The 23284-nt window shown below is 48.4% G+C and carries 26 protein-coding genes and 1 tRNA gene; 18 read left to right on the forward strand and 9 right to left on the reverse strand.

The features are described from left to right. Window positions 1-21: 21 nt before the first annotated feature. The 4 genes from K1X45_RS00295 (at window position 22) to K1X45_RS00310 (ending at window position 4602) form a co-directional block, all read left to right on the forward strand. A complete protein-coding gene (locus tag K1X45_RS00295) occupies window positions 22-630 on the forward strand; it encodes a riboflavin synthase (RefSeq protein WP_220159465.1) in 609 nt (202 codons plus the stop codon). Between the two features lie 413 nt (window positions 631-1043). Continuing rightward, on the forward strand, window positions 1044-1505 hold the full coding sequence (locus K1X45_RS00300) for a 6,7-dimethyl-8-ribityllumazine synthase (protein WP_121992946.1): 462 nt from the start codon (window positions 1044-1046) through the stop codon (window positions 1503-1505). Between the two features lies 1 nt (window position 1506). After that, complete coding sequence (gene nusB, locus K1X45_RS00305; protein WP_075655648.1) at window positions 1507-2013, forward strand: transcription antitermination factor NusB; 507 nt, start codon at window positions 1507-1509, stop codon at window positions 2011-2013. Window positions 2014-2460: 447 nt separating this feature from the next. Further along, a complete protein-coding gene (locus K1X45_RS00310; protein WP_220159466.1) occupies window positions 2461-4602 on the forward strand; it encodes a sodium-translocating pyrophosphatase in 2142 nt (713 codons plus the stop codon). A gap of 81 nt (window positions 4603-4683) precedes the next feature. Here the strand turns inward: K1X45_RS00310 and K1X45_RS00315 are convergent, their stop codons facing one another. Continuing rightward, window positions 4684-5196, reverse strand: a complete 513-nt coding sequence (locus tag K1X45_RS00315) for an outer membrane protein assembly factor BamE (protein WP_075655863.1) — start codon at window positions 5194-5196, stop codon at window positions 4684-4686. 89 nt (window positions 5197-5285) lie between these two features. Here K1X45_RS00315 and K1X45_RS00320 point away from each other — a divergent pair, with 89 nt between their 5' ends. From K1X45_RS00320 to K1X45_RS00345, 6 genes are all read left to right on the forward strand, one after another. Beyond that, the gene (locus K1X45_RS00320; RefSeq protein WP_213599871.1) at window positions 5286-5825 is read left to right on the forward strand and encodes a ubiquinol-cytochrome C chaperone family protein; all 540 of its coding nucleotides are present in this window, start codon (window positions 5286-5288) and stop codon (window positions 5823-5825) included. A 56-nt stretch (window positions 5826-5881) separates the two neighbouring features. Further along, window positions 5882-6457, forward strand: coding sequence for a DUF177 domain-containing protein (locus tag K1X45_RS00325; protein ID WP_220159467.1), 576 nt, complete (start codon window positions 5882-5884; stop codon window positions 6455-6457). A 335-nt stretch (window positions 6458-6792) separates the two neighbouring features. After that, complete coding sequence (gene plsX, locus K1X45_RS00330; RefSeq protein ID WP_220159468.1) at window positions 6793-7869, forward strand: phosphate acyltransferase PlsX; 1077 nt, start codon at window positions 6793-6795, stop codon at window positions 7867-7869. Between the two features lie 351 nt (window positions 7870-8220). Continuing rightward, window positions 8221-9192, forward strand: a complete 972-nt coding sequence (locus K1X45_RS00335) for a beta-ketoacyl-ACP synthase III (protein WP_220159469.1) — start codon at window positions 8221-8223, stop codon at window positions 9190-9192. Window positions 9193-9339: 147 nt separating this feature from the next. Then, entirely contained in the window at window positions 9340-9666 is a 327-nt protein-coding gene (locus K1X45_RS00340; RefSeq protein WP_022710773.1) for an integration host factor subunit alpha, read from the forward strand. A 377-nt stretch (window positions 9667-10043) separates the two neighbouring features. Further along, window positions 10044-10568, forward strand: a complete 525-nt coding sequence (locus K1X45_RS00345) for a MerR family transcriptional regulator (RefSeq protein WP_022710774.1) — start codon at window positions 10044-10046, stop codon at window positions 10566-10568. A 63-nt stretch (window positions 10569-10631) separates the two neighbouring features. On the opposite strand, the gene K1X45_RS00350 is transcribed toward K1X45_RS00345, so the two are convergent. Further along, window positions 10632-11249 (reverse strand): META domain-containing protein, encoded by a 618-nt coding sequence (locus K1X45_RS00350; protein WP_220159470.1) that lies wholly within the window; start codon window positions 11247-11249, stop codon window positions 10632-10634. Between the two features lie 34 nt (window positions 11250-11283). Here K1X45_RS00350 and K1X45_RS00355 point away from each other — a divergent pair, with 34 nt between their 5' ends. The 4 genes from K1X45_RS00355 to K1X45_RS00370 all read left to right on the forward strand — a co-directional run bounded on the left by K1X45_RS00355 (window position 11284) and on the right by K1X45_RS00370 (window position 15132). Then, window positions 11284-11676: a MarR family winged helix-turn-helix transcriptional regulator gene (locus tag K1X45_RS00355; RefSeq protein ID WP_238481587.1), complete on the forward strand. Its 393-nt coding sequence runs from the start codon at window positions 11284-11286 to the stop codon at window positions 11674-11676. 283 nt (window positions 11677-11959) lie between these two features. Beyond that, window positions 11960-13495 (forward strand): MFS transporter, encoded by a 1536-nt coding sequence (locus K1X45_RS00360; protein ID WP_220160335.1) that lies wholly within the window; start codon window positions 11960-11962, stop codon window positions 13493-13495. A gap of 27 nt (window positions 13496-13522) precedes the next feature. Continuing rightward, complete coding sequence (locus tag K1X45_RS00365) at window positions 13523-14569, forward strand: HlyD family secretion protein (protein ID WP_220159471.1); 1047 nt, start codon at window positions 13523-13525, stop codon at window positions 14567-14569. Between the two features lie 29 nt (window positions 14570-14598). Next, window positions 14599-15132, forward strand: coding sequence for a GNAT family N-acetyltransferase (locus K1X45_RS00370; protein ID WP_220159472.1), 534 nt, complete (start codon window positions 14599-14601; stop codon window positions 15130-15132). Between the two features lie 16 nt (window positions 15133-15148). Here the strand turns inward: K1X45_RS00370 and K1X45_RS00375 are convergent, their stop codons facing one another. Both K1X45_RS00375 and K1X45_RS00380 read right to left on the reverse strand, forming a co-directional pair. After that, window positions 15149-15460 (reverse strand): hypothetical protein, encoded by a 312-nt coding sequence (locus K1X45_RS00375; RefSeq protein WP_220159473.1) that lies wholly within the window; start codon window positions 15458-15460, stop codon window positions 15149-15151. 83 nt (window positions 15461-15543) lie between these two features. Then, window positions 15544-15795 carry a hypothetical protein gene (locus K1X45_RS00380; RefSeq protein WP_116088163.1) on the reverse strand — a complete coding sequence of 84 codons (252 nt, stop codon included), beginning with the start codon at window positions 15793-15795 and terminating at the stop codon, window positions 15544-15546. Between the two features lie 173 nt (window positions 15796-15968). On the opposite strand from K1X45_RS00380, the gene K1X45_RS00385 reads away from it, so the two are divergent. Then, entirely contained in the window at window positions 15969-16754 is a 786-nt protein-coding gene (locus K1X45_RS00385) for a glycosyltransferase family 25 protein (protein ID WP_220159474.1), read from the forward strand. Between the two features lie 51 nt (window positions 16755-16805). Here the strand turns inward: K1X45_RS00385 and K1X45_RS00390 are convergent, their stop codons facing one another. Then, entirely contained in the window at window positions 16806-17996 is a 1191-nt protein-coding gene (locus K1X45_RS00390; protein ID WP_220159475.1) for a glycosyltransferase family 4 protein, read from the reverse strand. A gap of 123 nt (window positions 17997-18119) precedes the next feature. Here K1X45_RS00390 and K1X45_RS00395 point away from each other — a divergent pair, with 123 nt between their 5' ends. After that, complete coding sequence (locus K1X45_RS00395) at window positions 18120-18872, forward strand: hypothetical protein (protein ID WP_220159476.1); 753 nt, start codon at window positions 18120-18122, stop codon at window positions 18870-18872. Window positions 18873-18970: 98 nt separating this feature from the next. Then, window positions 18971-19047: transfer RNA gene (locus K1X45_RS00400), tRNA-Pro, on the forward strand. A gap of 184 nt (window positions 19048-19231) precedes the next feature. On the opposite strand, the gene K1X45_RS00405 is transcribed toward K1X45_RS00400, so the two are convergent. The 4 genes from K1X45_RS00405 to K1X45_RS00420 form a co-directional block, all read right to left on the reverse strand. Continuing rightward, window positions 19232-19504, reverse strand: a complete 273-nt coding sequence (locus K1X45_RS00405) for an LptA/OstA family protein (protein ID WP_220159477.1) — start codon at window positions 19502-19504, stop codon at window positions 19232-19234. A gap of 234 nt (window positions 19505-19738) precedes the next feature. Next, complete coding sequence (locus K1X45_RS00410; RefSeq protein WP_220159478.1) at window positions 19739-20257, reverse strand: DUF3060 domain-containing protein; 519 nt, start codon at window positions 20255-20257, stop codon at window positions 19739-19741. 40 nt (window positions 20258-20297) lie between these two features. Then, entirely contained in the window at window positions 20298-20642 is a 345-nt protein-coding gene (locus K1X45_RS00415) for a DMT family protein (protein ID WP_028233603.1), read from the reverse strand. Between the two features lie 246 nt (window positions 20643-20888). Then, a complete protein-coding gene (locus K1X45_RS00420; protein ID WP_220159479.1) occupies window positions 20889-21188 on the reverse strand; it encodes an XRE family transcriptional regulator in 300 nt (99 codons plus the stop codon). Window positions 21189-21634: 446 nt separating this feature from the next. On the opposite strand from K1X45_RS00420, the gene K1X45_RS00425 reads away from it, so the two are divergent. Next, window positions 21635-23269 carry a phosphoethanolamine transferase gene (locus K1X45_RS00425; protein WP_220159480.1) on the forward strand — a complete coding sequence of 545 codons (1635 nt, stop codon included), beginning with the start codon at window positions 21635-21637 and terminating at the stop codon, window positions 23267-23269. The last annotated feature ends 15 nt before the right edge of the window (window positions 23270-23284 follow it).

Here is a 23284-nt window from a genome sequence, read left to right on the forward strand (position 1 = left end):
AGGGAATGAGAAGGATTTCTTATGTTTACAGGCATTGTTACAGATATCGGTGAAGTTGCTGAAATCAACCCGATGGATGAAGGCGTAAGACTGCGTATTGATACGCATTATGACCCGAAAACCATTGAGATCGGTGCATCTATTGCCTGTTCGGGTGTGTGCCTGACAGTTACCCGCTTGCCGGATATTGAAAGCAATGCCTGCTGGTTTGAAGTGGAAGCATGGGAAGAAGCCCTGCGTCTGACCACGATCAGCGAATGGAAAGCCGGACGCAAAATCAATCTGGAGCGTTCGCTGAAGCTTGGCGATGAAATGGGCGGTCATCTTGTATCCGGCCATGTCGATGCCATGGCGGAAATTATCAATATTCAGCAGGAAGGTGAGGCGGTGCGCTTTACCATCCGCGCACCGGAAAATCTGGTGCCGTTTATCGCGCAGAAGGGCTCCGTGGCACTGGACGGCACGTCGCTGACAGTCAATGGCGTTAACGGCAATGAATTTGATGTGCTGCTGATCCGTCATTCGCTGGAAGTGACCACATGGGGCACACGTCAGGTCGGCGATAAGATCAATATCGAGATCGACCAGCTGGCGCGTTATGCAGCCCGCCTTGCGCAGTTTAAGGCATAAATACCTTTTTTATGACAACCGGACGGGATGCCGCTTATGCAGATAAGCGGCATCTTTGTTTTATGCGTGCGACAAAATCACTGAAAAGCTGCAAACAGGGATTACTTTTCAACCGCAATGCTGTAGAGCAGCAGTCATTACCGTTCAGGCGTTGCTTTAACTCAGTTGTGCAGATTGATCTGTCGCAGCAGGGTCTCGCTGTTGTTGCGGGCAAAAAGCATATTGAAAAATGTATGGCTGCTTACATTGTAAGTGCCGCAGGTTTCTATAGAATATGATTTATATACGTTCCCGTAAGCAGCCTGTGCCTGCGGGAGAGGATACAGTGTTCTTGACCTGTGGCAGTTTCATATAAACCGCTCTGGTAGTCGTGGATTCAATTGCTTTAAAGGCAGCTGACTATGGAGAATGAGATGACCGGAAATCTGGCCTATCCGCCGCATATTCTGATTGTTGAAGCCCGTTTTTACGATGCGCTTTCTGACGCGCTTCTGGATGGTGCCAAAGCGGCGCTGGATGAAGCCGGTGCGACTTATGATATTGTGACGGTCATGGGCGCTCTTGAAGTTCCTGCGGCTATCTCTTTCGCTCTCGATGCTGAAGCCGGTGGCGGTACAGAATATGATGGTTATGTTGCGCTTGGTACTGTCATTCGCGGCGAGACCTATCATTTTGAAATCGTTGCCAATGAATCCTCCCGTGCGCTGACAGATCTGTCGGTCTCGGAGAGCATTGCGATCGGTAATGGCATTCTCACTGTTGAAAATGAAGAGCAGGCCTGGGCCCGCGCCAAACGCAGTGAAAAAGATAAGGGCGGTTTTGCAGCGCGCGCTGCCCTGACGATGATTGATTTACAGAAAAAATTTGGAGTCTGATATGACCGCCCCTCATGCGACGCCGCAGAATGCGCCGCGCACCGCCAATAAGCGAGGCGTTGCACGCCTTGCTGCCGTTCAGGCACTGTATCAGATGGAAGTCACCGGCACCGGCGTGCTGGACATTGCTGCTGAATATGAAAATTTCCGCCTCGGCAAAGATATTGACGGCGATCAGTATCTGGAAGCTGACCCGCAATGGTTCCGCGCCATTATTGCCGGTGTGGTTGCCGACCAGCGCGTGCTGGATCCGATGATCCGTCAGTCGCTGACCGAAGACTGGCCGCTGTCGCGCCTTGATTCGACCCTGCGTGCGATTTTGCGTGCGGGTATCTGGGAATTGCGCACTAAAAAAGAAGTGCCGACAGCCGTTATCGTCTCGGAATATGTAGATATTGCCAAGGCTTTTTACGAAGAAGACGAGCCGAAACTCGTCAATGCTGTGCTGGATCGTCTGGCATTTGAAATTCGTGGCGAGAGCCGCGGAACCAGAAAAACGCCGCGCTGACGGTGTTTGGCAGAGGCGATTGCCTTTGCGATGCATTTTAAAGCCATCAGAGCCGGTACAATATTGTGCCGGCTTTTTTATATTGCCGGTACTTGCGCTGTTACCGTTTTTAAAACAGGCACTTGACCTTTGTTACAGGCTTTCGCATCCTGCGCACAGAATACCGGAAGACAAGCCTGAAGCATGCTGATCAGACAGATGCTGAACGAAACATAATCCTGAAGACTGAGAGATTTCAGGGCAGGATTATGGGGTAAATCAAACTGCCGGACTCTGAACTGAAATAACTGCCCTCTGTTGCTGTCTGAACAGACTGTGAGCATTTTCAGAAGCGCACTCCGCGCTTTAAATGACTGCTGTACCTTGCTCCATGCCGTCCTCCGTTATCGGGAGATAATCCGGTTCTCATTCCGGAATTATAAAGGCCGAAGAATAAGGGGAATACGCATGGCAGTTCTCATACTCATTCTTATTTGTGGCATTCTCGCACTGGTCTATGCAGGCTGGGCAATCCGCTCGGTGCTGGCATCGGATGCGGGTAATGCGCGGATGCAGGAAATTGCAGGAGCAATCCGCGAGGGTGCACAAGCCTATCTTGCACGCCAATATATGACGATCTTTTTCGTTGGTGCGGTGGTCTTTCTCATTACATGGTGGTTGCTGGGTGCCTATGCGGCCTTCGGTTTTCTCATTGGTGCGGTTCTGTCCGGTGTGGCCGGTTTTATCGGGATGCATGTCTCCGTGCGTGCCAATGTGCGTACAGCACAGGCGGCATCGATGAGTCTCGCAGGTGGGCTGGAGATTGCCTTCCGCGCCGGTGCAGTCACAGGCATGCTGGTGGCGGGGTTGGCGCTGCTTGGTGTTGCCGGTTATTACACATGGCTCACGGCGATGATGGGCTATGCTTCCGGTGACCGTGTGGTGATTGATGCACTGGTGGCGCTTGGCTTCGGTGCTTCGCTGATTTCCATTTTTGCCCGTCTCGGTGGTGGTATTTTCACCAAGGGGGCCGATGTCGGCGGCGATCTGGTCGGCAAGGTTGAAGCCGGTATTCCCGAAGATGATCCGCGCAATCCGGCAACCATTGCCGATAATGTCGGCGATAATGTTGGTGACTGCGCCGGTATGGCTGCGGATTTGTTTGAGACCTATGCGGTAACCGTGGTGGCAACCATGGTGCTGGCGGCGATCTTCTTTGCCGGTACGCCATTGCTGCCAACGATCATTCTCTACCCGCTGGCTATTTGCGGGCTTTGCATTCTCACATCCGTTGCCGGTACATTCTTTGTGCGGCTCGGCACGGATAATTCCATTATGGGGGCTTTGTATAAGGGGCTGATTGCGACCGGTCTGCTGTCTGTGGTGGGGCTTGCAGTAGCAACCACGCTGACCATCGGCTGGGGTGAGGTCGGTACTGTTGCCGGTATTTCCATCACCGGTACAAACCTGTTCATTTGCGGGCTGATTGGTCTGATTGTCACCGGTCTGATCGTGGTGATTACGGAATATTATACCGGCACAAATAAGCGTCCGGTTAATTCGATTGCGCAGGCCTCCGTCAGCGGACATGGCACCAATGTCATTCAGGGACTGGCTGTGTCACTGGAATCAACGGCATTGCCTGCGATTGTTATCGTATTCGGTATCATCACCACCTATCAGCTGGCCGGATTGTTCGGCACGGCAATTGCAGTGACAGCGATGCTCGGCATTGCCGGTATGATCGTGGCGCTTGATGCTTTTGGCCCTGTAACCGACAATGCCGGTGGTATTGCGGAAATGGCGGGGCTTGATCCGGAAGTGCGCAAGGCAACAGATGCGCTGGATGCGGTAGGCAATACGACCAAGGCGGTAACCAAAGGCTATGCGATTGGCTCGGCCGGTCTTGGTGCCTTGGTGCTGTTTGCAGCCTATTCCAACGATTTGGCATTCTTTGCAGCGAATAGTCAGAACTATCCGTATTTCAGCGATATGGGGCCAGTCTCTTTTGACCTCTCCAACCCTTACGTGGTGGCAGGACTGATCTTTGGCGGTCTGATTCCCTATCTGTTTGGTGGTATCGCCATGACGGCAGTCGGTCGTGCTGCGGGATCGGTGGTGCAGGAAGTGCGTCGTCAGTTCCGGGAAAAGCCCGGTATCATGAGCGGTACGGAACGGCCGGATTATGCTCGTGCGGTGGATATTCTGACCAAAGCTGCGATCCGCGAGATGATTATCCCGTCATTGCTGCCGGTACTGGCGCCATTGGTGGTTTATTTCGGTGTGCTGCTGATTTCCGGTTCCAAGGCTTCCGCTTTTGCTGCGCTCGGTGCTTCTCTGCTCGGCGTGATCGTCAACGGATTGTTCGTGGCGATTTCCATGACTTCCGGCGGCGGCGCATGGGATAATGCCAAGAAGAGCTTTGAAGATGGCTTCACCGATGCAGACGGCGTGAAGCATATGAAGGGCTCGGAAGCGCATAAGGCTTCGGTCACCGGTGATACTGTCGGCGATCCTTATAAGGATACGGCAGGGCCGGCGGTCAATCCGGCAATCAAGATCACCAATATTGTTGCATTGCTGCTGCTGGCAGTACTGGCGCATCAGTAAAGCGTGCAGGTAAAGAAAAACGCCGGTGAGAATATCTCACCGGCGTTTTTGTTCTCATCACTGCAATCATGCAGAAATAGTTTAGATCGTGCCTGGCAGCGAGGTCGGCATTTTGCCAACGCCCTGAATAAGCTGACCGATAAAGCTCTGATCTTTACCGCCGGTTGGTGTTGTGCGGGAGATGAAGTCGAAGACTTTACCATCCTGCAGACCATAATGGGCGATCTGAGAGACTTTACCATCCTTGTTGAAGTAAACAGCAAGAATGCGGCGGTCGATGATTTTAGGCGCCATGAACTGCGCAACACGATAACGCTTCTGCGAAATATAGTAGAAGACTTCATTATCAAATGTAGCAGTTGTTGACGGGGTGCCGAGCGTCAGCAGAACCTGCTCACGGCTGGAACCGACAGGAACAGAATCAAGTGCCTGTTCATCAAGGACGTAACCTTCAGTCAAAGTTTCTGAAGGATTGAGCGTGCTTGCGGTATTGCAACCGGCAAGCCCGAGCGAAAAAAGCACGGCTGCGCCTGTAATGAGCAAGCTTCTGCTGCGGTTTTGTGCGAAAATACGCTGCAACGACGACATCTCCATAACCATTATCCCAACGGTACTTCCGTATCCAGATGAACTTGGGTAAACCACCTTGCATCCGGATGCAACAAAAGCATGGGCGTTAAATGATGATTCTTAATTTATTAAGACGCAAATCCCGAGTAAATGAAGCAATTACACTGTCTGCTTATGAGAAAATCGTGGCGGCAGCACGACAAAAACGCTTTTACGCGGAGTTTCTTGTGCCCGATACGCCGATCGGCCGCTATGAAATGCTGTCTTTACATGTCTTTTTGCTGATGCACCGGCTGAAATCTGAAAATTCCGCGCTGAAAGAACTGACGCAGGACATTGCCGAAGAGTTTTTCAAAGATGTCGACCATTCCCTGCGTGAGCTTGGTATCGGCGATCAGGGCGTGCCGAAACGCATGAAAAAACTGGCGCGCATGTATTATGGCCGTGTACTGAGCTATGCTGAGGCAATCGACAAGAATGACAGCGCGGCATTGGCTGTCGCTCTCGGCCGTAATGTGCGTCCTGATCTGACCGAGGCTGGTAAAGAATGGGAGCATAGTGAGGCAATGGCCGCTTATGTGATGCAGGTTTATGCGCATTTACGTGAGCAGCCGGACAGCAGCTTCCTTGAAGCAAGCTTCAGCTTTGCATAAATAATACAAATATAAATGCCGGTATTGCACCGGCATTGAAACGAAATGGACTTATCATGACTAAACATAACGGGTCGGGTAATACGGGCTTAAGCCATCCGGTTCCGGTGGCGCATGTGCCGCCTAAGGGCACGACCGTTAAGATCGAAGCCAATGAGAAAGAGCGCGCTCTTCTGGCTGCCAATCATGAATTGCTATCGGTTGATTCATTCACGGCGGATTTTCTGATTACACGTTGGAAGAAAGACGGCATTAAACTGCGCGGTCATATTGAAGCGCAGATCGTGCAGGCTTGCGTTGCGACGCTTGAGCCGATCAATGCAATGATCAGTGAAGAAGTGGATACGGTTTTCGTACCGGAAAACTCCCGCCTTGCACGCATCCGTCTGGATGAAAGCGGTGAAATGCTGATTGATGCCGAAGGTCCGGATATGCCGGAAACCTTTGAAGGTGACCGCATTGATATCGGCGCTGTGGCTGAGGAGTTCTTTGAACTGGCACTTGATCCTTATCCGCGCAAAGCTGAGGCGGATTATATCGAAATCATCGAAGATGACGAAGATGAAGACACAAGTGACATCAAGCCGGATTCGCCTTTTGCCGGTCTGGCCAAGCTGCGTGACAAAAACTGAGATTCTGTTTTCAAACGGCGGATGCCCCGCGTGATTTGAATAGTCAAAGCCTGTAAAGTGCTTTATATTCAAAAACATGCTGTGGGAGCTGCCGTTTCGCGGAATGTTGTCTGCGTGCCAAAATTAAAAATAAGTTGTGCGCGCAGGCAAAAAAGTTATTTTGCAAAATTCAGGGCGGGTTGCAGTGCTGTATAGGACTGCAACTTCGCAGATGAAGAAGACGAAGATATTCACGTTTGCTTTGCGGACGCGGAATATACATTTAAATCATGCCGGACAGGCAGCCTTTATGGCAAACCCGTGTGGTTTTGTGAGGACCGGTATAGGACGATCAAGTGGTCACAATTTCTATTGACGCTATGGGGGGCGATTTTGGCCCTGAAGTGGTTATCCCCGCTGCGGCGAATGCACTGGAGCGTCATCCTGACATCCGGTTTGTTTTTTATGGCTTAGCAGGCCAGGTCGAACCTTTTCTGGATAAATTTCCTAAACTGAAAGCTGTATCGGTGCTGCATATCAGCGAAACCGCGGTGCAGATGGACGATAAGCCTAGTCAGGCTTTGCGCAATGGTCGCGGCAAATCCACGATGTGGCAGGCGATTGAAGCAGTGAAAAACGGCGAAGCCGATGTTTGCGTATCCGCAGGCAATACCGGTGCGCTGATGGCAATGGCAAAATTCTGCCTGCGTATGATGGCAAATATTGAACGTCCGGCGATTGCGGCGATCTGGCCGACGACGCGTGGCGAAAGCATTGTACTGGATGTGGGCGCGAGTATTGGTGCAGATGCCCGTCAGCTGATTGATTATTCTGTGATGGGCGCCGGTATGGCGCGCGCGCTGTTTGAAATTAAGCGTCCGACAGTCGGCCTGCTCAATGTAGGTGTTGAGGAAGTTAAAGGTCTGGATGCAATCAAGGAAGCGGGCGCTGCCTTGAAAGCAACACCGCTGCCGGGCTTTGAATATAACGGCTTTGTCGAGGGCGATGATATCGGCAAAGGCACCGTAGATGTTGTTGTGACAGAAGGTTTTTCCGGCAATATCGCTCTGAAAACTGCCGAAGGCACAGCCAAGCAGATTTCTGCCTATTTGCGCGGCGCGATGAGCCGGACATGGATGGCGAAGATCGGTTATATTTTTGCCAAAGGCGCGTTTAACCGTCTGAAGGAAAAGATGGATCCGAACAAGGTCAATGGCGGGGTGTTTCTTGGTCTCAATGGCGTAGTCATCAAAAGTCATGGCGGCGCCAATGTTGACGGTTTCTGCTCGGCGATTGAAGTTGGCTATGACATGGTACGCAACGGTCTTATGCAAAAGATCGAGGCGGATCTGACCACATTCTACAGCCATTACAAAGCTGATGATGCTGAAGCGGCTGGCAATCCAGCAGACGCAACTGCAAAACCGGCCTGATCCTTTAATTTAGAGCATGTTGCGGAAAAGCGGAGATTGGTTTTCCGATAGTGACATGCGCAAAAACAAGGAGATAGAGCGAGTACTGTGATGTAATTTTCAGGTAAGCCGCTCTATCGTAAATTCGCCTTATATGATTTCCATATAAGCTTTATTCTGTCAGTCATTGCTTTCCGTTCAGGCATTTGTAATGACTGACACTATATTGCAATTATCCGGCGATAAATTCTCGCATGTGTCTCGCCGGACGAGCACGCACAATATCAATATATGTATCCGGTGTCGTCGGATGGCTTGCTTTGCGCCAGATCCCCGACAAGATGCCCGATATGTCAGACAGGAAAATTACTGATGATCAGATCCGTCGTTAAAGGCATTGGTGCAGCCACACCGGAACGCGTTGTAAAAAATGCCGAGCTGGAAGGGGTTGTCGAAACATCTGACGAATGGATCGTTCAGCGTACAGGTATTCGTCAGCGTTATATTGCTGCGGAGAATGAAACGACTGTATCTCTCGGCACCAAAGCCGCACAGGCTGCTCTGGAAAATGCCGGCCTGACGGCGGATGATATTGATCTCATCATTCTGGCAACCTCCACACCAAATCATACATTTCCGGCCAGTGCTGTCGAAATTCAGAATGCGCTGGGCATGAAGCACGGCTTTGCCTTTGATATGCAGGCTGTGTGCAGCGGCTTCGTCTATGCGGTGACAACGGCTGATATGTATATCAAGAGCGGTATGGCCAAGCGCGTGCTGGTGATCGGTGCGGAAACTTTCTCGCGTCTTCTCGACTGGAAAGACCGCACAACCTGCGTTTTGTTCGGTGACGGTGCGGGTGCGCTGGTTCTCGAGTCGGGCGAGGGCAATGGTCTGACCTCTGATCGCGGCGTGCTGACAGCGAACCTGCGTTCCGACGGTTCCCACAAAGAAAAACTCTATGTTGATGGCGGCCCTTCAACAACCCAGACAGTCGGTCATCTGCGTATGGAAGGCCGTGAAGTTTTCAAACATGCGGTGGGCATGATTACTGATGTGATCGAAGCCTCATTTGCAACCACCGGCCTGAGCGCTGAGGACATTGACTGGTTCGTTCCGCATCAGGCCAATAAGCGCATTATTGATGCCTCGGCCAAGAAGCTGAACATTGCAGAGCATAAGGTTGTGATCACCGTCGATCAGCACGGCAACACATCAGCAGCTTCCGTGCCGCTGGCTCTGGCGACCGCAGTAAAAGACGGCCGCATCAAAAAAGGCGACCTTATTTTGCTCGAAGCAATGGGTGGCGGCTTTACCTGGGGTGCGGTTTTGCTGCGCTGGTAGGGCACTCAAACAGCATTTCAATGGCTTATTGACTGAAAAGAAGTTTCATACGGTACAAAAGTCTGCTTGACCATCGGCGTTGCATCTGTGTAACCTGTTGCACATACAAGATATTATCACCTTTAACGCTAGCCGAGTAGGTTCATCATGGGGGGTAAGACTGTCACGCGTGCCGATCTGGCTGAAGCTGTCTATCGCAAGGTAGGGCTTTCACGTACGGAATCTGCGTCGCTTGTTGAAATGATTCTTGACGAAGTCTGTGATGCCATTGTGAATGGTGAAACTGTTAAGCTTTCATCTTTTGCAACATTTCAGGTCCGCGACAAGAATGAGCGCATTGGCCGTAATCCGAAAACCGGTGAGGAAGTTCCAATTCTGCCGCGTCGGGTTATGACCTTCAAAGCATCAAATGTGCTGAAACAGCGTATTCTGGATCAGCATCTTGCCCGTCAGGGTAATAAGGCCAAGGCCTGATTATCTGCCTTGTTTAAAGGCTTTCGATTTTGAAGCACCGGCTGCATATGTGGCCGGTGTTTTACTTTCTGCGCATGGGGGGCGGATCAGGACCTGTCTCAGTGCCGTGAGTGATACGGATTTTTAACCTTGATAGGTTTTCCGCTTAAGGCATTATGCAGCCTGCGATTTTTGCATTATGGTAAGTGATAATAAGAATCATTATAAATGCCGAACAAAGTGCCGCGGTCAGAACCGGACTCTCGACTTTTTTGTCAGGGATAGGCCTGTTTTTTATAAGTTTATATGCGGAATGCCTTGTTTTTGCAGGAAATGTGATTCATTCAAGTTGTGTATCGTTTGAGTGATACTCCTTTACGACCGGAAAGGGGCAGTACATGAATAAAAGTCCTGATGCGTTTAAGACGATCAGTGAGGTGGCGGAAGATCTGGATTTGCCGCAACATGTGCTGCGTTTCTGGGAGACGCGCTTTACCCAGATCAAGCCAATGAAACGCGGCGGCGGACGCCGTTATTACCGTCCGCTGGATGTGGAATTGCTCAAGGGCATCCGTCATCTGCTCTATGATCAGGGCTACACAATCAAAGGTGTGCAGCGTTTGCTGCGTGAAAATAATGCACAATTCATCATTGCGCTCGGCAATGGTGATGTTGCTGCTGTTGAGGCGATAACGCGTCAGAAGCAGGCAACAGCCGCGCAGGATGCGGCGATTGATGATTATGATCCGGAAGAACAGCGCCAGTCTTCAGGCGGCCGTAAATTATTCGGCCTGCTGCGCGGTGATGAAGAGGGGCCGATGGGCGCTGATTCCAAGCGTCTGAATAAAGACAACCGCACTTTGTTGCAGGAAGCGCTTTTCGATTTGCTGGAATGCAAACGCCTGCTCGATCAGGTGCGCTAAAGATAGTTTCTGACTTTAGGAAAACGGGGTGGTGTAAACCGCCCCGTTTTTGTTTTTAGGGGCTCAGGCACGCTTCAGACGAAGCACTTCACGATTTTTTGAATCAATCAAGATCAGTTTGTTTTTGCTGAGTTTCCAGCTTGTGACCAGATTGAGTGCAGCGTGAAATTTGGAATCCTGCTGCATCATCGGCGGCGGGCAGGCCATCAGTGTTGCGCCAACCGGCTGCACTTTTACTTTATCACCTTTAATTTCCATGCCGCCCATATAGCGATTGCAGCCGCCACTGCCGGAAATCTTGCCATCCTGCGCAATATCAAGGGTGGACTGCACTTTTGCATGCACTTTATGCCCCTGAATGCGCTCTGTAATCCAGTTACCGTAAATTCCTGTTTCCGCAGCATGAGAAGTGCTGAATCCTGCGAACATTAATCCTGCAGAAATCACGGCGGATTGAATGAGTTTGGTGGAGCTGAGCGCCATATTTGTCCTCGTTATGAAATGATTTGCTTGCGGATAAGGGCATGTGAACCCGACTGTCTGATGTTTGTCCACCTTAAATACAGTGATGAGTAAACGCTTATCGCGCATATCGGGTTGCAAAATGATGTAAATAAAATTATATAGCATAATAATTGTTAGCTTCCTATTTATGTGTGTGCTCATGAAACCTGCAATCATTCAGAAACGTGCTGATTTGCTTACGGATATGTCCGTGGCAGGTCGCAAACTGCGCACTTTATTTGATGCATTCGCCAAAGAGCACGACATGACATTGTCCCGTGCCCGCACGTTGTTTTTGCTTTCAACCCATAAATGCATGACGCAGACAGAACTGGCTGCGGCATTGGAAATTGAGACGCCGACACTGGTGCGCCTCATTGACGGACTGGAAAAGCAGGGACTGGTCACACGGCGTGCCGTGGAGGGCGACAGACGCGCCAAGCACATCATTCTGACCGAAGCGGCACATGATCAGGTGGAAGAGCTGCACGTTGTCGCTGAGCAATTGCGCATCCGCATTCTTCAGGATTTGAGCGAGGCCGATCTGGATGAGGGCTTACGCATTATGCGGGTGATTTTGAAGAATATGGAAGCAATCAGCTGATTTTATCATGGCAGATATAAGAATGACCGGAAAGGATGAGCCGAAAGAGGCCGGAGATGATGCTGATGCAGTGCTGCATCCGGCAAATGCCGGTTTGCAGGATGCGGAAAAGCCAACAGCTGAAGCTGTGCCTGCCGCCCCACAACAGGTGGTGAAACCGGCACTTGTTGAGGAAGCGGTGGAAGCTCCTGCATCCGATGCCCCGCAGGCTCCTGCGGCTCCGCCTGTACCACCGGCAAAACCGTTTCTGCTTTCTGCTGCTTTTGTGTGTGCATCTCTGTTGATGTGGATCACACAGGGCATTGGTCTGAATATGGTTGCAGTCAATATTCCGCAAATACAGGGCGGACTTGGCGCTACGACTGCGGAAACAACATGGCTGCTTGCTGCCTATATGGCGCCAAATGTCAGCCTGACATTGTTCCTGATGAAAATCCGCACGCAATACGGCTTGCGCCGTTTCACAGAACTGGGGCTGCTGACATTTGTGGTGGTTACATCACTGCACTGGTTTATCCATGACCTTAACTCTGCATTGATTGTGCGGTTCTTTTCGGGGGCTGCGGCATCACCTATGTCGACGCTCGGCTTTTTCTATATGCTTGAGGCGTTTCCCCCGAGTAAGAAAATGAGCTGGGGGCTGTGTCTTGCTTTGACCTGCACGACACTTGGTGCACCGCTGTCGCGCATTATTTCTCCTATATTGCTGGATGCCGCTCTGTGGCAGCAGCTTTATATGCTGGAAATCGGTCTGGCGATGCTGTGTTTTGCAACAGTCTATACACTCAAACTGACACCGATCCCGCATCAGAAAGTGCTCGAAAAGCTGGATTTCATCAGCTATCCGCTGATTGCAACCGGTTTCGGGCTTCTGGCGATGATGCTGGTTGTCGGTCGTTTATACTGGTGGCTTGAGGCACCGTGGATCGGCATCTGTCTCGCGGTTGCTTTTGCTGCTCTGGCATTGGCCGCAGCGATTGAATTCAACCGTGAAAATCCGCTGATTAATATCCGCTGGCTGACCAGCAGGCAGACACTGACTTTTACCGGCATGTTGCTGGTGTTTCGTCTGGTGTTATCGGAGCAGACAGCGGGTGCCACCGGTATGTTTCAGGCGCTCGGCATTTATAATGAGCAAAGCACCGGCCTTTACTGGGTTCTGATTATCAGCTCGTTTATGGGCGGTATCAGTTGCGCGATGGTTATCCGTCCGGGGCGTGAGGCCTATATTTATGCAGTTGCGCTGATATTGATTATGACCGGTGCCTTCATGGATGGTCATGCCAATAATCTGACCCGTCCTGAAATGATGTATCTCAGTCAGGCGATGATTTCATTCGGCGGCGCACTGTTCTTGCCTCCTGCCATGGCGGCGGGTTTGATGAGCGCGCTGAAAAACGGACCGGCTTATATCACCAGCTTTATTGTGATTTTCATTTTCACGCAGAGTGTGGGCGGGCTGTTTGGCTCCGCAGTCTTCGGCAGCTTTGTAACATGGCGGCAGCAGCATCATATGCGTGCGCTTTATGACCAGATTGTGCTGACTGATCCTCTGGTGACTTTGCGTATCTCGCAGCTATCAGCAGCCATATCGAAGGTTATCACTGATCCTGCCTATATTCAGGCTGAAGGTGCGATGCTGCTTGGCCAGCAGATCATGAAGGAAGCAACTGTGCTCTCCTATAATGATCTGTTTCTGCTTGTTTCTGCTATCGCCGCGCTGACTTTGGCCATTCTGATTATCCGTCGCGCTGTTTTCCCCGTAATCGGGAAACTTTGGCGCTTGATTCACGGGCGCGCAATTGCGCAGCCCGCATAAGTTGATTTTGATTTGTGAGTATCTGAAATGCAGAAGATTTTTCGTAATTCGGCAACATTGTTTATTCTGGCTATTGGTCTCTGCGGCGTATTGTTCATCCTTTATGCCTGGCAGCTGCCGCCATTTCGCTCCTCCGTGCAGATGACAGAAAACGCCTATGTCCGCGGGCAGGTCACAATTATCAGCCCTCAGCTGGCAGGTTATATCAAGCAGGTGCCGGAGCGCGATTATTTGCGTGTGAAAAAAGGTGATGTGTTATTTGCGCTGGATGACCGCATCTATGTGCAGAAGCTGAAGCAGGCTGAGGCCATGCTGGAAACGCAAAAAGCATCTTTGGCAAATTCTGAGCAGGATCGTTTAGCCGCAGAGGCACGGACACGCTCCGGTGAGGCTGTTCTGAACAGTGCGAAAGTGGCGTTGAATGTGGCCGAGGCGAATTACAACCGCGTGACACCTTTGCGTAAAAGCGGGGTGATGACCCAGAGCAATGAAGACCAGTCCTTATCCGCTTTGGAACAGGCGCGCGGCGCTGTCAGTCAGGCTGAGGCTGCGCTGGAAGTCAATAAACAGGATGTACAATCCATCATTGTTCGCAGGCATTCTCTCGAAGCGGCTGTGACAAATGCAGAAGCTGCGGTTGATCTGGCCAGAATTGATCTGAGCAATACAAAAATTATTGCGCCTCAGGATGGTGTACTTGGGGAAATCGGTGCGAAGCCCGGGCAATATGTCAATATTGGTGCACAGCTGACTAATCTGGTGCCTGATAAAAAGTGGATCATTGCAAATTTTAAAGAGACGCAGTTTTACGGCATGAAAGCCGGACTGCCGGTGACATTCACTGTGGACGCATTAAACCATGAGAAAATGACCGGTCATATCGAAGCCTTTTCTCCGGCAACAGGCTCGGAATTCAGTGTTCTGAAAGCGGATAATGCTACGGGGAATTTCATCAAGGTAACGCAGCGGCTGCCGGTTCGCATTGCTATTGATGGCGGACAGGAACAGGTCGAACGTCTGATGCCAGGTATGTCGGTTATCGTAAAGGTTGATACCAGAGTTGCAGCGGAATAATGCTCGCAGGACAACAGAGCGAGGTCTGAATGCAAGCTATAGAGATACGTCCGCTTATACGCGATGAGGTGGTATCCGTATGGCAGATTGAGCGACGCGAGATTGTTCAGGAAGTCTATCGCTTCACTGACGGCCGCTTGCAATTACATTCAGAGTTCTATGATACACGCGACTGGCCGGACGGGGAGCCTGAGCTCTATACTCCGATCTTGCTGGAGTGTTATGATCATGGTGGCACATTTACCGGTGCTTTTGCGGGAGGAAAACTGGTTGCGGTGGCTGTTGTTGATGCGCGGCCGGTTACGGATTATCCGCAATATCGGCAGCTGTCATTTCTGCATGTCAGTCACGATTGGCGTGGATATGGATTAGCCTCACGCCTCTACCGGCAATCTATGCAAATTGTCAAAGAACAGGGTGCGGAAGGGTTTTATATTTCTTCAACCTCAACGCGGCATACGGTTGAGTTTTATCTGCATCAGGGCGGCCATCCGATAGGGCAGCCGGATCAGAAACTATATGCTCTGGAGCCGGATGATATTCATCTGATCCATCAGTTCTGATCTTCGATGCACGGCCTTACTTTTTGCAGCGCTGTTTTCCAAGCTGAACTTTAAATTGTCTTGGCCCTACCAGTCCGGCCTTTGCCGGAAGCGTGATAAGAGTTGCTTTGATTGAGCAATTACCTGCGACCACCAAATACTGGTCTTCACTCTGATAAACGACTTTGGTGACAGCTTGTTGCGGAGACAGTGTTTCTGTAACCGCAGAGATGACAGCATTCATTTCACTTGCGCGCTGATACTGCGGTGCAAGAGCCGCTAATGATGCTGAACTCAGCCCCATCATCAAAAGTGCGGTTGTAATCATTTTGAGAAATAGAATGCGCATACTGAATCCTTTGCTGGTTATATTGCTGAAAAAGCTTGCATAGAGTGCGAATGTTCGGTGGATAATAAACAGGAAATCAGGCTTTAATCATCACTGAAATCAGGTACTTCGCCAAAACTTGCTAACAGGCGCGGCGCGTTCATATCGCCGCTTTCCTCATCCACCAGCACAGCATAGGCTGCAACGCCAATAAAACGGCCGGACATAGATGTGGCAATCTTAATGGCACCTGCCTCACTGGAGGCAGGGCGCATTTCCGCCGCAACAAGTTTCTGATTATTCTTACGAAACGGCATAATGATATATTTTTCAGGGTTTTGTGCGGCGAGAGACATTATAGAATCCTCTGTTTGTTCTTACAATGTTCTTATTTTTGATTGCGGTCAAGCGCGATTATTGAGGTCTGAATTCAGGAAAGAGATGGCAGTCGAAAGTGGAATGGCTTCATTGTCTTGTCCTTGCTGATAATAAAATTTAGAAGGAGCAGAATTGTAACGTGAGCCATTCTATGAAAAATCTTGTCATTAATCTGGATAGATCTCCCGACAGGCTAAAACATTGTCATGAGCAATTTGGGCGCTTGAATCTTGATTTTGAACGTGTGGCTGCCATTGATGCGCGTGGTTTGCCCCAGAGTGAGCTCGACAATATCACTTTGCATAAAGATTGGCCAAAGTCGACAAATTCTGAATTTGCATGCTTTATGAGCCATCGGAAATGCTGGGAAATTCTTGTTGCCAGTACGGATGAATATGCCGCAATTTTCGAAGACGACATTATCCTCAGTGATAGTGCAGCCGAATTTCTCAAAAATTCTGACTGGGTACCGGCTGACATAAATTTGCTGCGCTTTGAGACTTTTAAAATGAAGGTCTATTTTAAACGATGGGGAAATGTATCAGTCAAGAATTGGCAGCTGCTGAGAATGCTGAGCTTTCATGCTGGAACGGGTGGTTATTTAATATCCCGTAAGCTGGCAGCCGAGCTCTTAAAACTATCAAGTAATTATATGCCGGTCCCGATAGATCATTTTTTGTTTGATCCGCTGTGCGATGGATTCTCCAGCACAAATATATATCAAATGTCTCCTGCGATTTGTGTGCAGGAACAGGTGTTGCAACCTGAAGCATTGACATTAGGACAGAATATTGAGGGGCGTTCTGTCGTGGATATGATTGAAACCCGTCGCAGTACTTTGTCGAAAACGCATAAAATTATGCGTGAACTTAAAAAAGGCGCGACAAAAATTAAAAACTTTGTTTGGCAAAAAAGAATGATCGTTGATTATTTTTAGTTCGGCGAAGAAGAGTCTGCCTGTATGCGTCAGGCAGACCATATAAAGCGATTACCTGTTATAACGATCAGGGAATTCTTCTTTGAGTATATTCTGCATCGTGGTTTGAAATGCAGAAACATTATGGACTGAGCGGATATAGGATATAGCTTCATTGGCGATGGCATCATAATGATCGGGATTATCCAGAATCTTATGAATAGCATCAACAAACAGATCTACTTTATCGAAACCGTCCCCTAATACATCGCCGACATGAATGCCGAATTTCGATGTCAGATCCTCCGGGTTTCTGTTGCTGACGAGCAATGTGCCAAAGGACAGGGCTTCCAGAAATGAAATCGGCAATGCTTCATGAATAGAAGTATTTACAAGAATTTTTGCGCGTTTCAGATATTCATTTTTCACATCGCCATCTACATGACCTGCAAAATGCAGATTAGGTATGTCGTAATAGGACTGCATAATATCTGTGTTTTTGTGCTTCTCGCGAAAAGTCTGGCCGAGAACGCAGAATTGATAATCAGGCATACTCTTGGCAATTTCACAAAACAACCAGCCGCGCTTTACAGATTCCAGCCGTCCTAAAAAGATGATTAAATTCTCTTTAGGGTTGTCAGAGAGTTTAAAACTTTCATCATATTCAATCGGATTTGGTACGTATTCGATTGAGACATTGTCATCTAAAGCGTACAGATCTTTTGCTTTTTGATGTAAAAAATGCCCCTGAGAAATAAATTTCACTCTGTCCTGTCTGTATAATTTATGAACCGTGTCATAAATACTTTGGTCGTAGTAATTGGTCTCCGGAAATAATTTTACTGTATTGATCTCGTCCCACTCATACATAGGTCTTGGATCTTGTATCCATAAAATTAATTTCTTATTCGTATCGGGTTCGCATTCCAGAACATAATTGTAAGTCAGTTCAATGCTGAGATAAGCATCATAATTCTGCTTTTTTAACCATCTTTTGGCCGCCCATTTGCGTTTAGGTAAGCGGTATAAATTGATAGTCTTATCATCTTGGACGATGAATTCCTCGGCACTATACCGTTTTCGCCCTCTGCCAAGCAGAGCATCTATTTGAAGATTTGTGTCGGGAAGATATTTGGCAATTAATCTTCGCGCCAAAAAACCGTAACCACCAAAGGCTGTATCAGCTGCACCGAAATATTCATCAATAATCAGGCCGATTTTGAGAGGGCGGTTTGTGCTGCTTGCTTTTTTAAAGAAAAACATTTCTATCCTGATGGTTTACTCATACCGGTATAAGACGCATATCCTTTAGCTGTTATTATTTGACAAAATCAAGCTTGCAAAGCTATGCAGCGGTGGTGGTAAATCCCGCATTTTGAGGAAGATATGTCGCTCATCGTAAATAGTTTGTGGATCGGTAAGCGGCTTGGTGAAGTGCATGCTGCATGTCTTAAATCATTTGTAGATAAGGGCTGTAAGATCGTCTTACATGCCTATGGCAGGCCCGAGGATACTCCGAAAGGGGTTGAAATTTTCGACGCAAACAAACTGATGAAAGAGAGCGAGATCGTTCGGACTTCATCGGGCAATCTTGCACTTGCCTCGGATATTTATCGCTACCGAATTTTGCGGGAAGGATTGGGGCTTTATGTCGACTGTGATGTTTATTGTATAAAGCCGGTTGAAGATAATGACTATATAATGGGCTGGGAAACGCAAAGCACAATTAATGGCGCGATCCTGAAAGTGCCTCATGATAGTGCGATGCTGAAGCAATTATTATCTGCGGCTGAAGATCCTTATTTTATTCCGCCATGGTTTAAAGCCAATAAAATCAAAAGATATAGACTGAGAAAGTCTCTGGGGTTTCCAAAGCCTGTTTCAAAGCATCCATGGGGGGCTATTGGTCCCAGCCTGATAACGCATATTGTTAAAGAGCTGGATCTTAAGAATAAGGTCAGCCCGATCGATATTTATTATCCTATGCACTATACTTGTACGACACTTCTTCATGAAAGAGGTCTGCGCGTCCAAGATTTGATTACTCCAAGGACAACGGCTTTCCATCTTTATAATACGGCGAATAATAATAAGCAGATTCTGCCGGATACACCGCTTTATGAGATCATAAATTCATAATTCAGGCAGATAATAAAGACGGTGAGGCTTTTGTATTTTTCGTGTCAGTTTAAAGGGCTTGCCATAAAAGCCTTTCTATTCTAGGGCTTTTAGGTGTTCGGAGCGTAGCGCAGCCAGGTAGCGCACTTGACTGGGGGTCAAGGGGTCGTGGGTTCGAATCCCGCCGCTCCGACCATATTTAAAGCCATTAAACAGCTGTAAAACGGCTCATACGCCTTCAAAAGGATGAGCCGTGCAGATATTATTGCCTCGCCATTAAACCCTTAAGATCATAGCCTGATTGGCATGGTTTGCTTCACCGCTATTCCTGAAAACAGTAGTAAAATCAGAACATGGAAGAGAGCAACTGTCGACGGAGGTCACTTTTTCGCTGTGGCGACAAATGTGTCCGTGTAGACTGTTATTTTGTCAGGTGCAGTAACCAGTTTCGCTTTATTTGTCCTGATTTCTGTGGCTCCCATTTTGATAACCACATTGCCGCTGAACTGGGAAACAGTTTTTGATGACTGTTTTATCTGATCTGCAGTAATTGTATAAGCAGGTTGTTTCGCCGTTGTTGAGGCAGCCTCTGCATTGGCGATCATGGCGAAAGCGGATAATGCCGTTATGCAAATAAGTGAAGTAGAACGCATTATGAATTCCTTCATTTGAAAAGAAGGAAATGAAAACATAGTTCCTCCGTGGTGAAAATCACAACTTAGTGGGAGGGGAGAGCCGGATAGGGCAGCAGGCAGATATTTGCGACCGGTTCAAAGAACATTATATTGCCGCATCAAAACAGTCAGGGATAGTTGCTTTCCCTGAACTGTTTTTACCACTTACAATCGGCAGATTGTTATGAATGTGCCGGCAACAGACAGACAAGGTTAGTTTGCTTTTTTAACTTCGTGATCGGCGCCGTAAATTGAAATCGCCGGATCTTTAACGCCTGATGCGACAGACCAGTTGATTTTATGGCCAACCCCGCCCACTTCGATTTTGCTGTCACTTTCCAAGGTAACGTTCACCACATTTTGTGCACCGTTAACTTCAAGCTCGGCTCTGTCATTATCATTGGAACGTAATGTGGCTGTGACTTCATGATTGGCCACGTCTACAGAGAGGTCTTTCACGCGGCCGCCGGTCACTTTATTGTCGGAGCCGGACACCGAGACATCATCAGCTTCTTCAAATGTAACCTGATGATTGGTGCCGTGAATGACAATATCATCGCATTTACCGGTCAGTTTGATGATATTCTTTGCACCATAAATGCCGATATCATTCGAGGAACAGGCAATATCACGTGTAATGCCGGAGCCTTCAACTGTCAGTTCTTCTGCGGATGCGGCACCTGAAATAAGAACACTCATTAAAGTGATTGCGGAAATTTTCAGTTTCATCATGTCACTCTCTGTTGAGGGAGGGGAGGTATTCTGTATATCTCTAAAATGGCCCTTTAAATACAAAAAAAGCGCCAAGGCAGATAAATGCGAAACCAATCATATGATTGATGGTTATGCTTTCTCCCAGATACAGCACAGAAAATCCGGCAAATACGCTGAGAGTGATAACTTCCTGAATGGTTTTGAGCTCTGCCGCACTGTAGATGCCATGCCCCATTCTGTTGGCGGGAACCGCAAGGCAATATTCAGCAAAAGCAATCAGCCAGCTGACGATGATTACCAGCAAAAGCGGCTTGTTTGTAAATTTGAGATGCCCGTACCAGGCAAATGTCATGAAGATATTGGATGCGCAAAGCAGTAAGATCGGCTTGAGATAATCAGCCATATGTGCCTCGGTGTGATCGGCGGCAGCCGCACTCAGCGTGCAATCATTGTGACGGGCTGAGCGTTCTGGCAGGCCGGAACGGGATAAAAAGATGGTGCGAACAGCAAGATCTTTTATCGGTTTGTTTTACCTTTGAACAGATCGCCCGCAAGGCAGAAAACACCATTTCACGGGCAGAGAAAGCCAGACAATTCCTCTGCTTTGTTCTGCCCGTGACGCATTTTTTAATCAGACAGATGTTTCCGCTTAAGGAACTTCGTCATAGGCAACAATGCCGCCTTCGCTTTCCAGAGTAGAGAGACGCCGTGCTTCGGATCGTGTAAATTTCAATCTGACGCCGATACCGCCGCCATTTTCCGGAATGAATACGGCTCCGGCATCTTCGAGCGCTTTTTGCAGCGCAGCAAGGGCAGTCTCGTCCGGTGTTTCAAGTTTACGTTCAAATAACTCAATCACACGGATATCAATGCCTGAGAATGATGACAGTCTTTCACGGCTGAGTTCAATTAATGCGCGGGCAGCTTTAGATTGCGGGCCGGTAATCATTTCAAGTCTGTCCTTCTGACTGCGGTGCCGTCGGGAAGATATTGGCGGGCACCGTAAGCGTTTGAGAAATAGAACTTTATTCAATCCATCATAGCTCAGTTGCAGGAAGTTGAAACAAGACTTTTTGAAGCGGCAGGGAAAATTCAGTGAGGTGAATTCTGGTGCAGAAAGCTGCTTTGTAAAACAAGAATTGCAACGGAATATATTCTTATCCAGATTGCAATGTCACAATTTTGCCCGGAAGTAGGCGCTTCAATATTCGGGAGAAACTCTCAAAATTAAATTTGATAAGTAATTGTAATTTCTGTCTTTTCACAAAAATTTATTTCAAAAACGCTCATATTTATTCAGCTGGTTTTGATCTGCTTTGTAGCTTGCTCAAAAACGCGTTGTTTCTTGATGAAGATATTGAATCTGTGCGTTTTTAAACGTCGAACAGGTGAATTATGAAATTCAAAAGAATTTCTGTTGCAAGTAATCTATTATGCTTCATTACAGCCATTTATATTACTGTATTTTTTAACCGCGCAGCTTTTGTTTTCATCGCAGATTATCTCAAAGGAGATTTTCTGAACACCGGTATTATCGCTGCAACATTGTTTTTACTGACTTATTGTTTGCTGGTTTTATTTTCAGCGCCATATCTCATCAAGCCTGCATTGATTTTCTTTGTTACGGTGTCGGCATCCGCGGCATATTTCATTGACCACTTCGGTGTTTTGATTACGCCGAATATGATTGAAAATGCTGCGACAACCACAAGGGCTGAATCCGGTCATCTGATTAATGCGCATTTTGTAACGAATATGCTGCTTTATGCCGGTTTGCCGTCTTTGCTGATTATTTGGGTTGAGGTCAGGCACCGGCCTTTTGTGCAAAAATTATGGGTCAATACGCTGCTGATCAGCGGCTGCCTGATTGCCGGTGTTGCTCTGCTTCTGACAAATTTTGGTACTTTTTCTTCGATGTTTCGTGAAAAGAAGGCGGAAATCACCGGCAGGCTCAACCCGCTTGCACCGCTCAGCAGTACCATCCGTTATTTCGTGAAGGTCAATGACGAGCGCACCTATATTGCCCAGCCGCTCGGTACGGATGCTGTGCAAACCAAGCCATATCAAGGGGGCAGTAATAAAAAGCGTCTGACGGTGATTGTGGTTGGTGAAACAGCACGCGCACAGAATTTCAGTTTCAATAATTATTACCGCGATACAAATCCGATGCTGCGTGAGCGCGATGTGCTGAACTTTACCGATGTCAGCAGTTGCGGAACAGAGACATCTGTTTCTGTGCCATGTATGTTTTCCCCGTTCCCGCGTACGGAATATAGCAGCAAGAAATTCCGCCAGTCTGAAAATCTGCTGGATGTGCTGAAACATGCTGGCATTCAGCCTTTGTGGGTTGAAAATAACACCGGCAGTAAGCGTGTGGCCGATCGTATTGAAATAATTGATATGAGCCAGTTGCAAGAAGGCAATCCGAATTGTGCAGGTGGTGAGTGTTACGATCAGGTGCTGGTAGACACACTGGCATCCCGTCTCGATAGTTTTAAGACTAACACGGTTGTTGTGTTGCATATGCTTGGCAGCCATGGACCTGCCTATTACCGGCGCTATCCGCCGGAGCAGGAAATCTTCAAGCCTGCCTGCCGCACATCAAATTTTGCTGACTGCACTCAGCAGGAAATTGTAAATGCCTATGATAATACAATCGCTTACACCGACAAAATATTAGCGGAAATCATTGACCTGCTGAAATCGAGAGAAAGCGAGTTTGCTTCTTCGATGATCTATATGTCCGATCATGGTGAATCCCTTGGCGAGAAAGGGCTGTATCTTCATGCCATGCCTTATTTCATCGCGCCGCGGGAGCAGACAACGATTCCGTTTATTAGCTGGTTCTCACCGGATTTTCTGAAGGAGAATGATCTGAAACAGGCTTGCCTGAAGACGCTGAGTGATCATCCGGCATCCCATGATAATCTGTTCCATACGGTGCTGGGCTTGATGAATGTAAAAACGACCGTCTATGACAAGGATATGGATATATTCAATACCTGTCGTGGTGACGGAGCGGCTTCCTGAATATCAAAACAGCGC

Source organism: Pseudochrobactrum sp. Wa41.01b-1 (assembly GCF_019464455.1).
In the GTDB taxonomy this organism is placed as follows: domain Bacteria; phylum Pseudomonadota; class Alphaproteobacteria; order Rhizobiales; family Rhizobiaceae; genus Pseudochrobactrum; species Pseudochrobactrum saccharolyticum.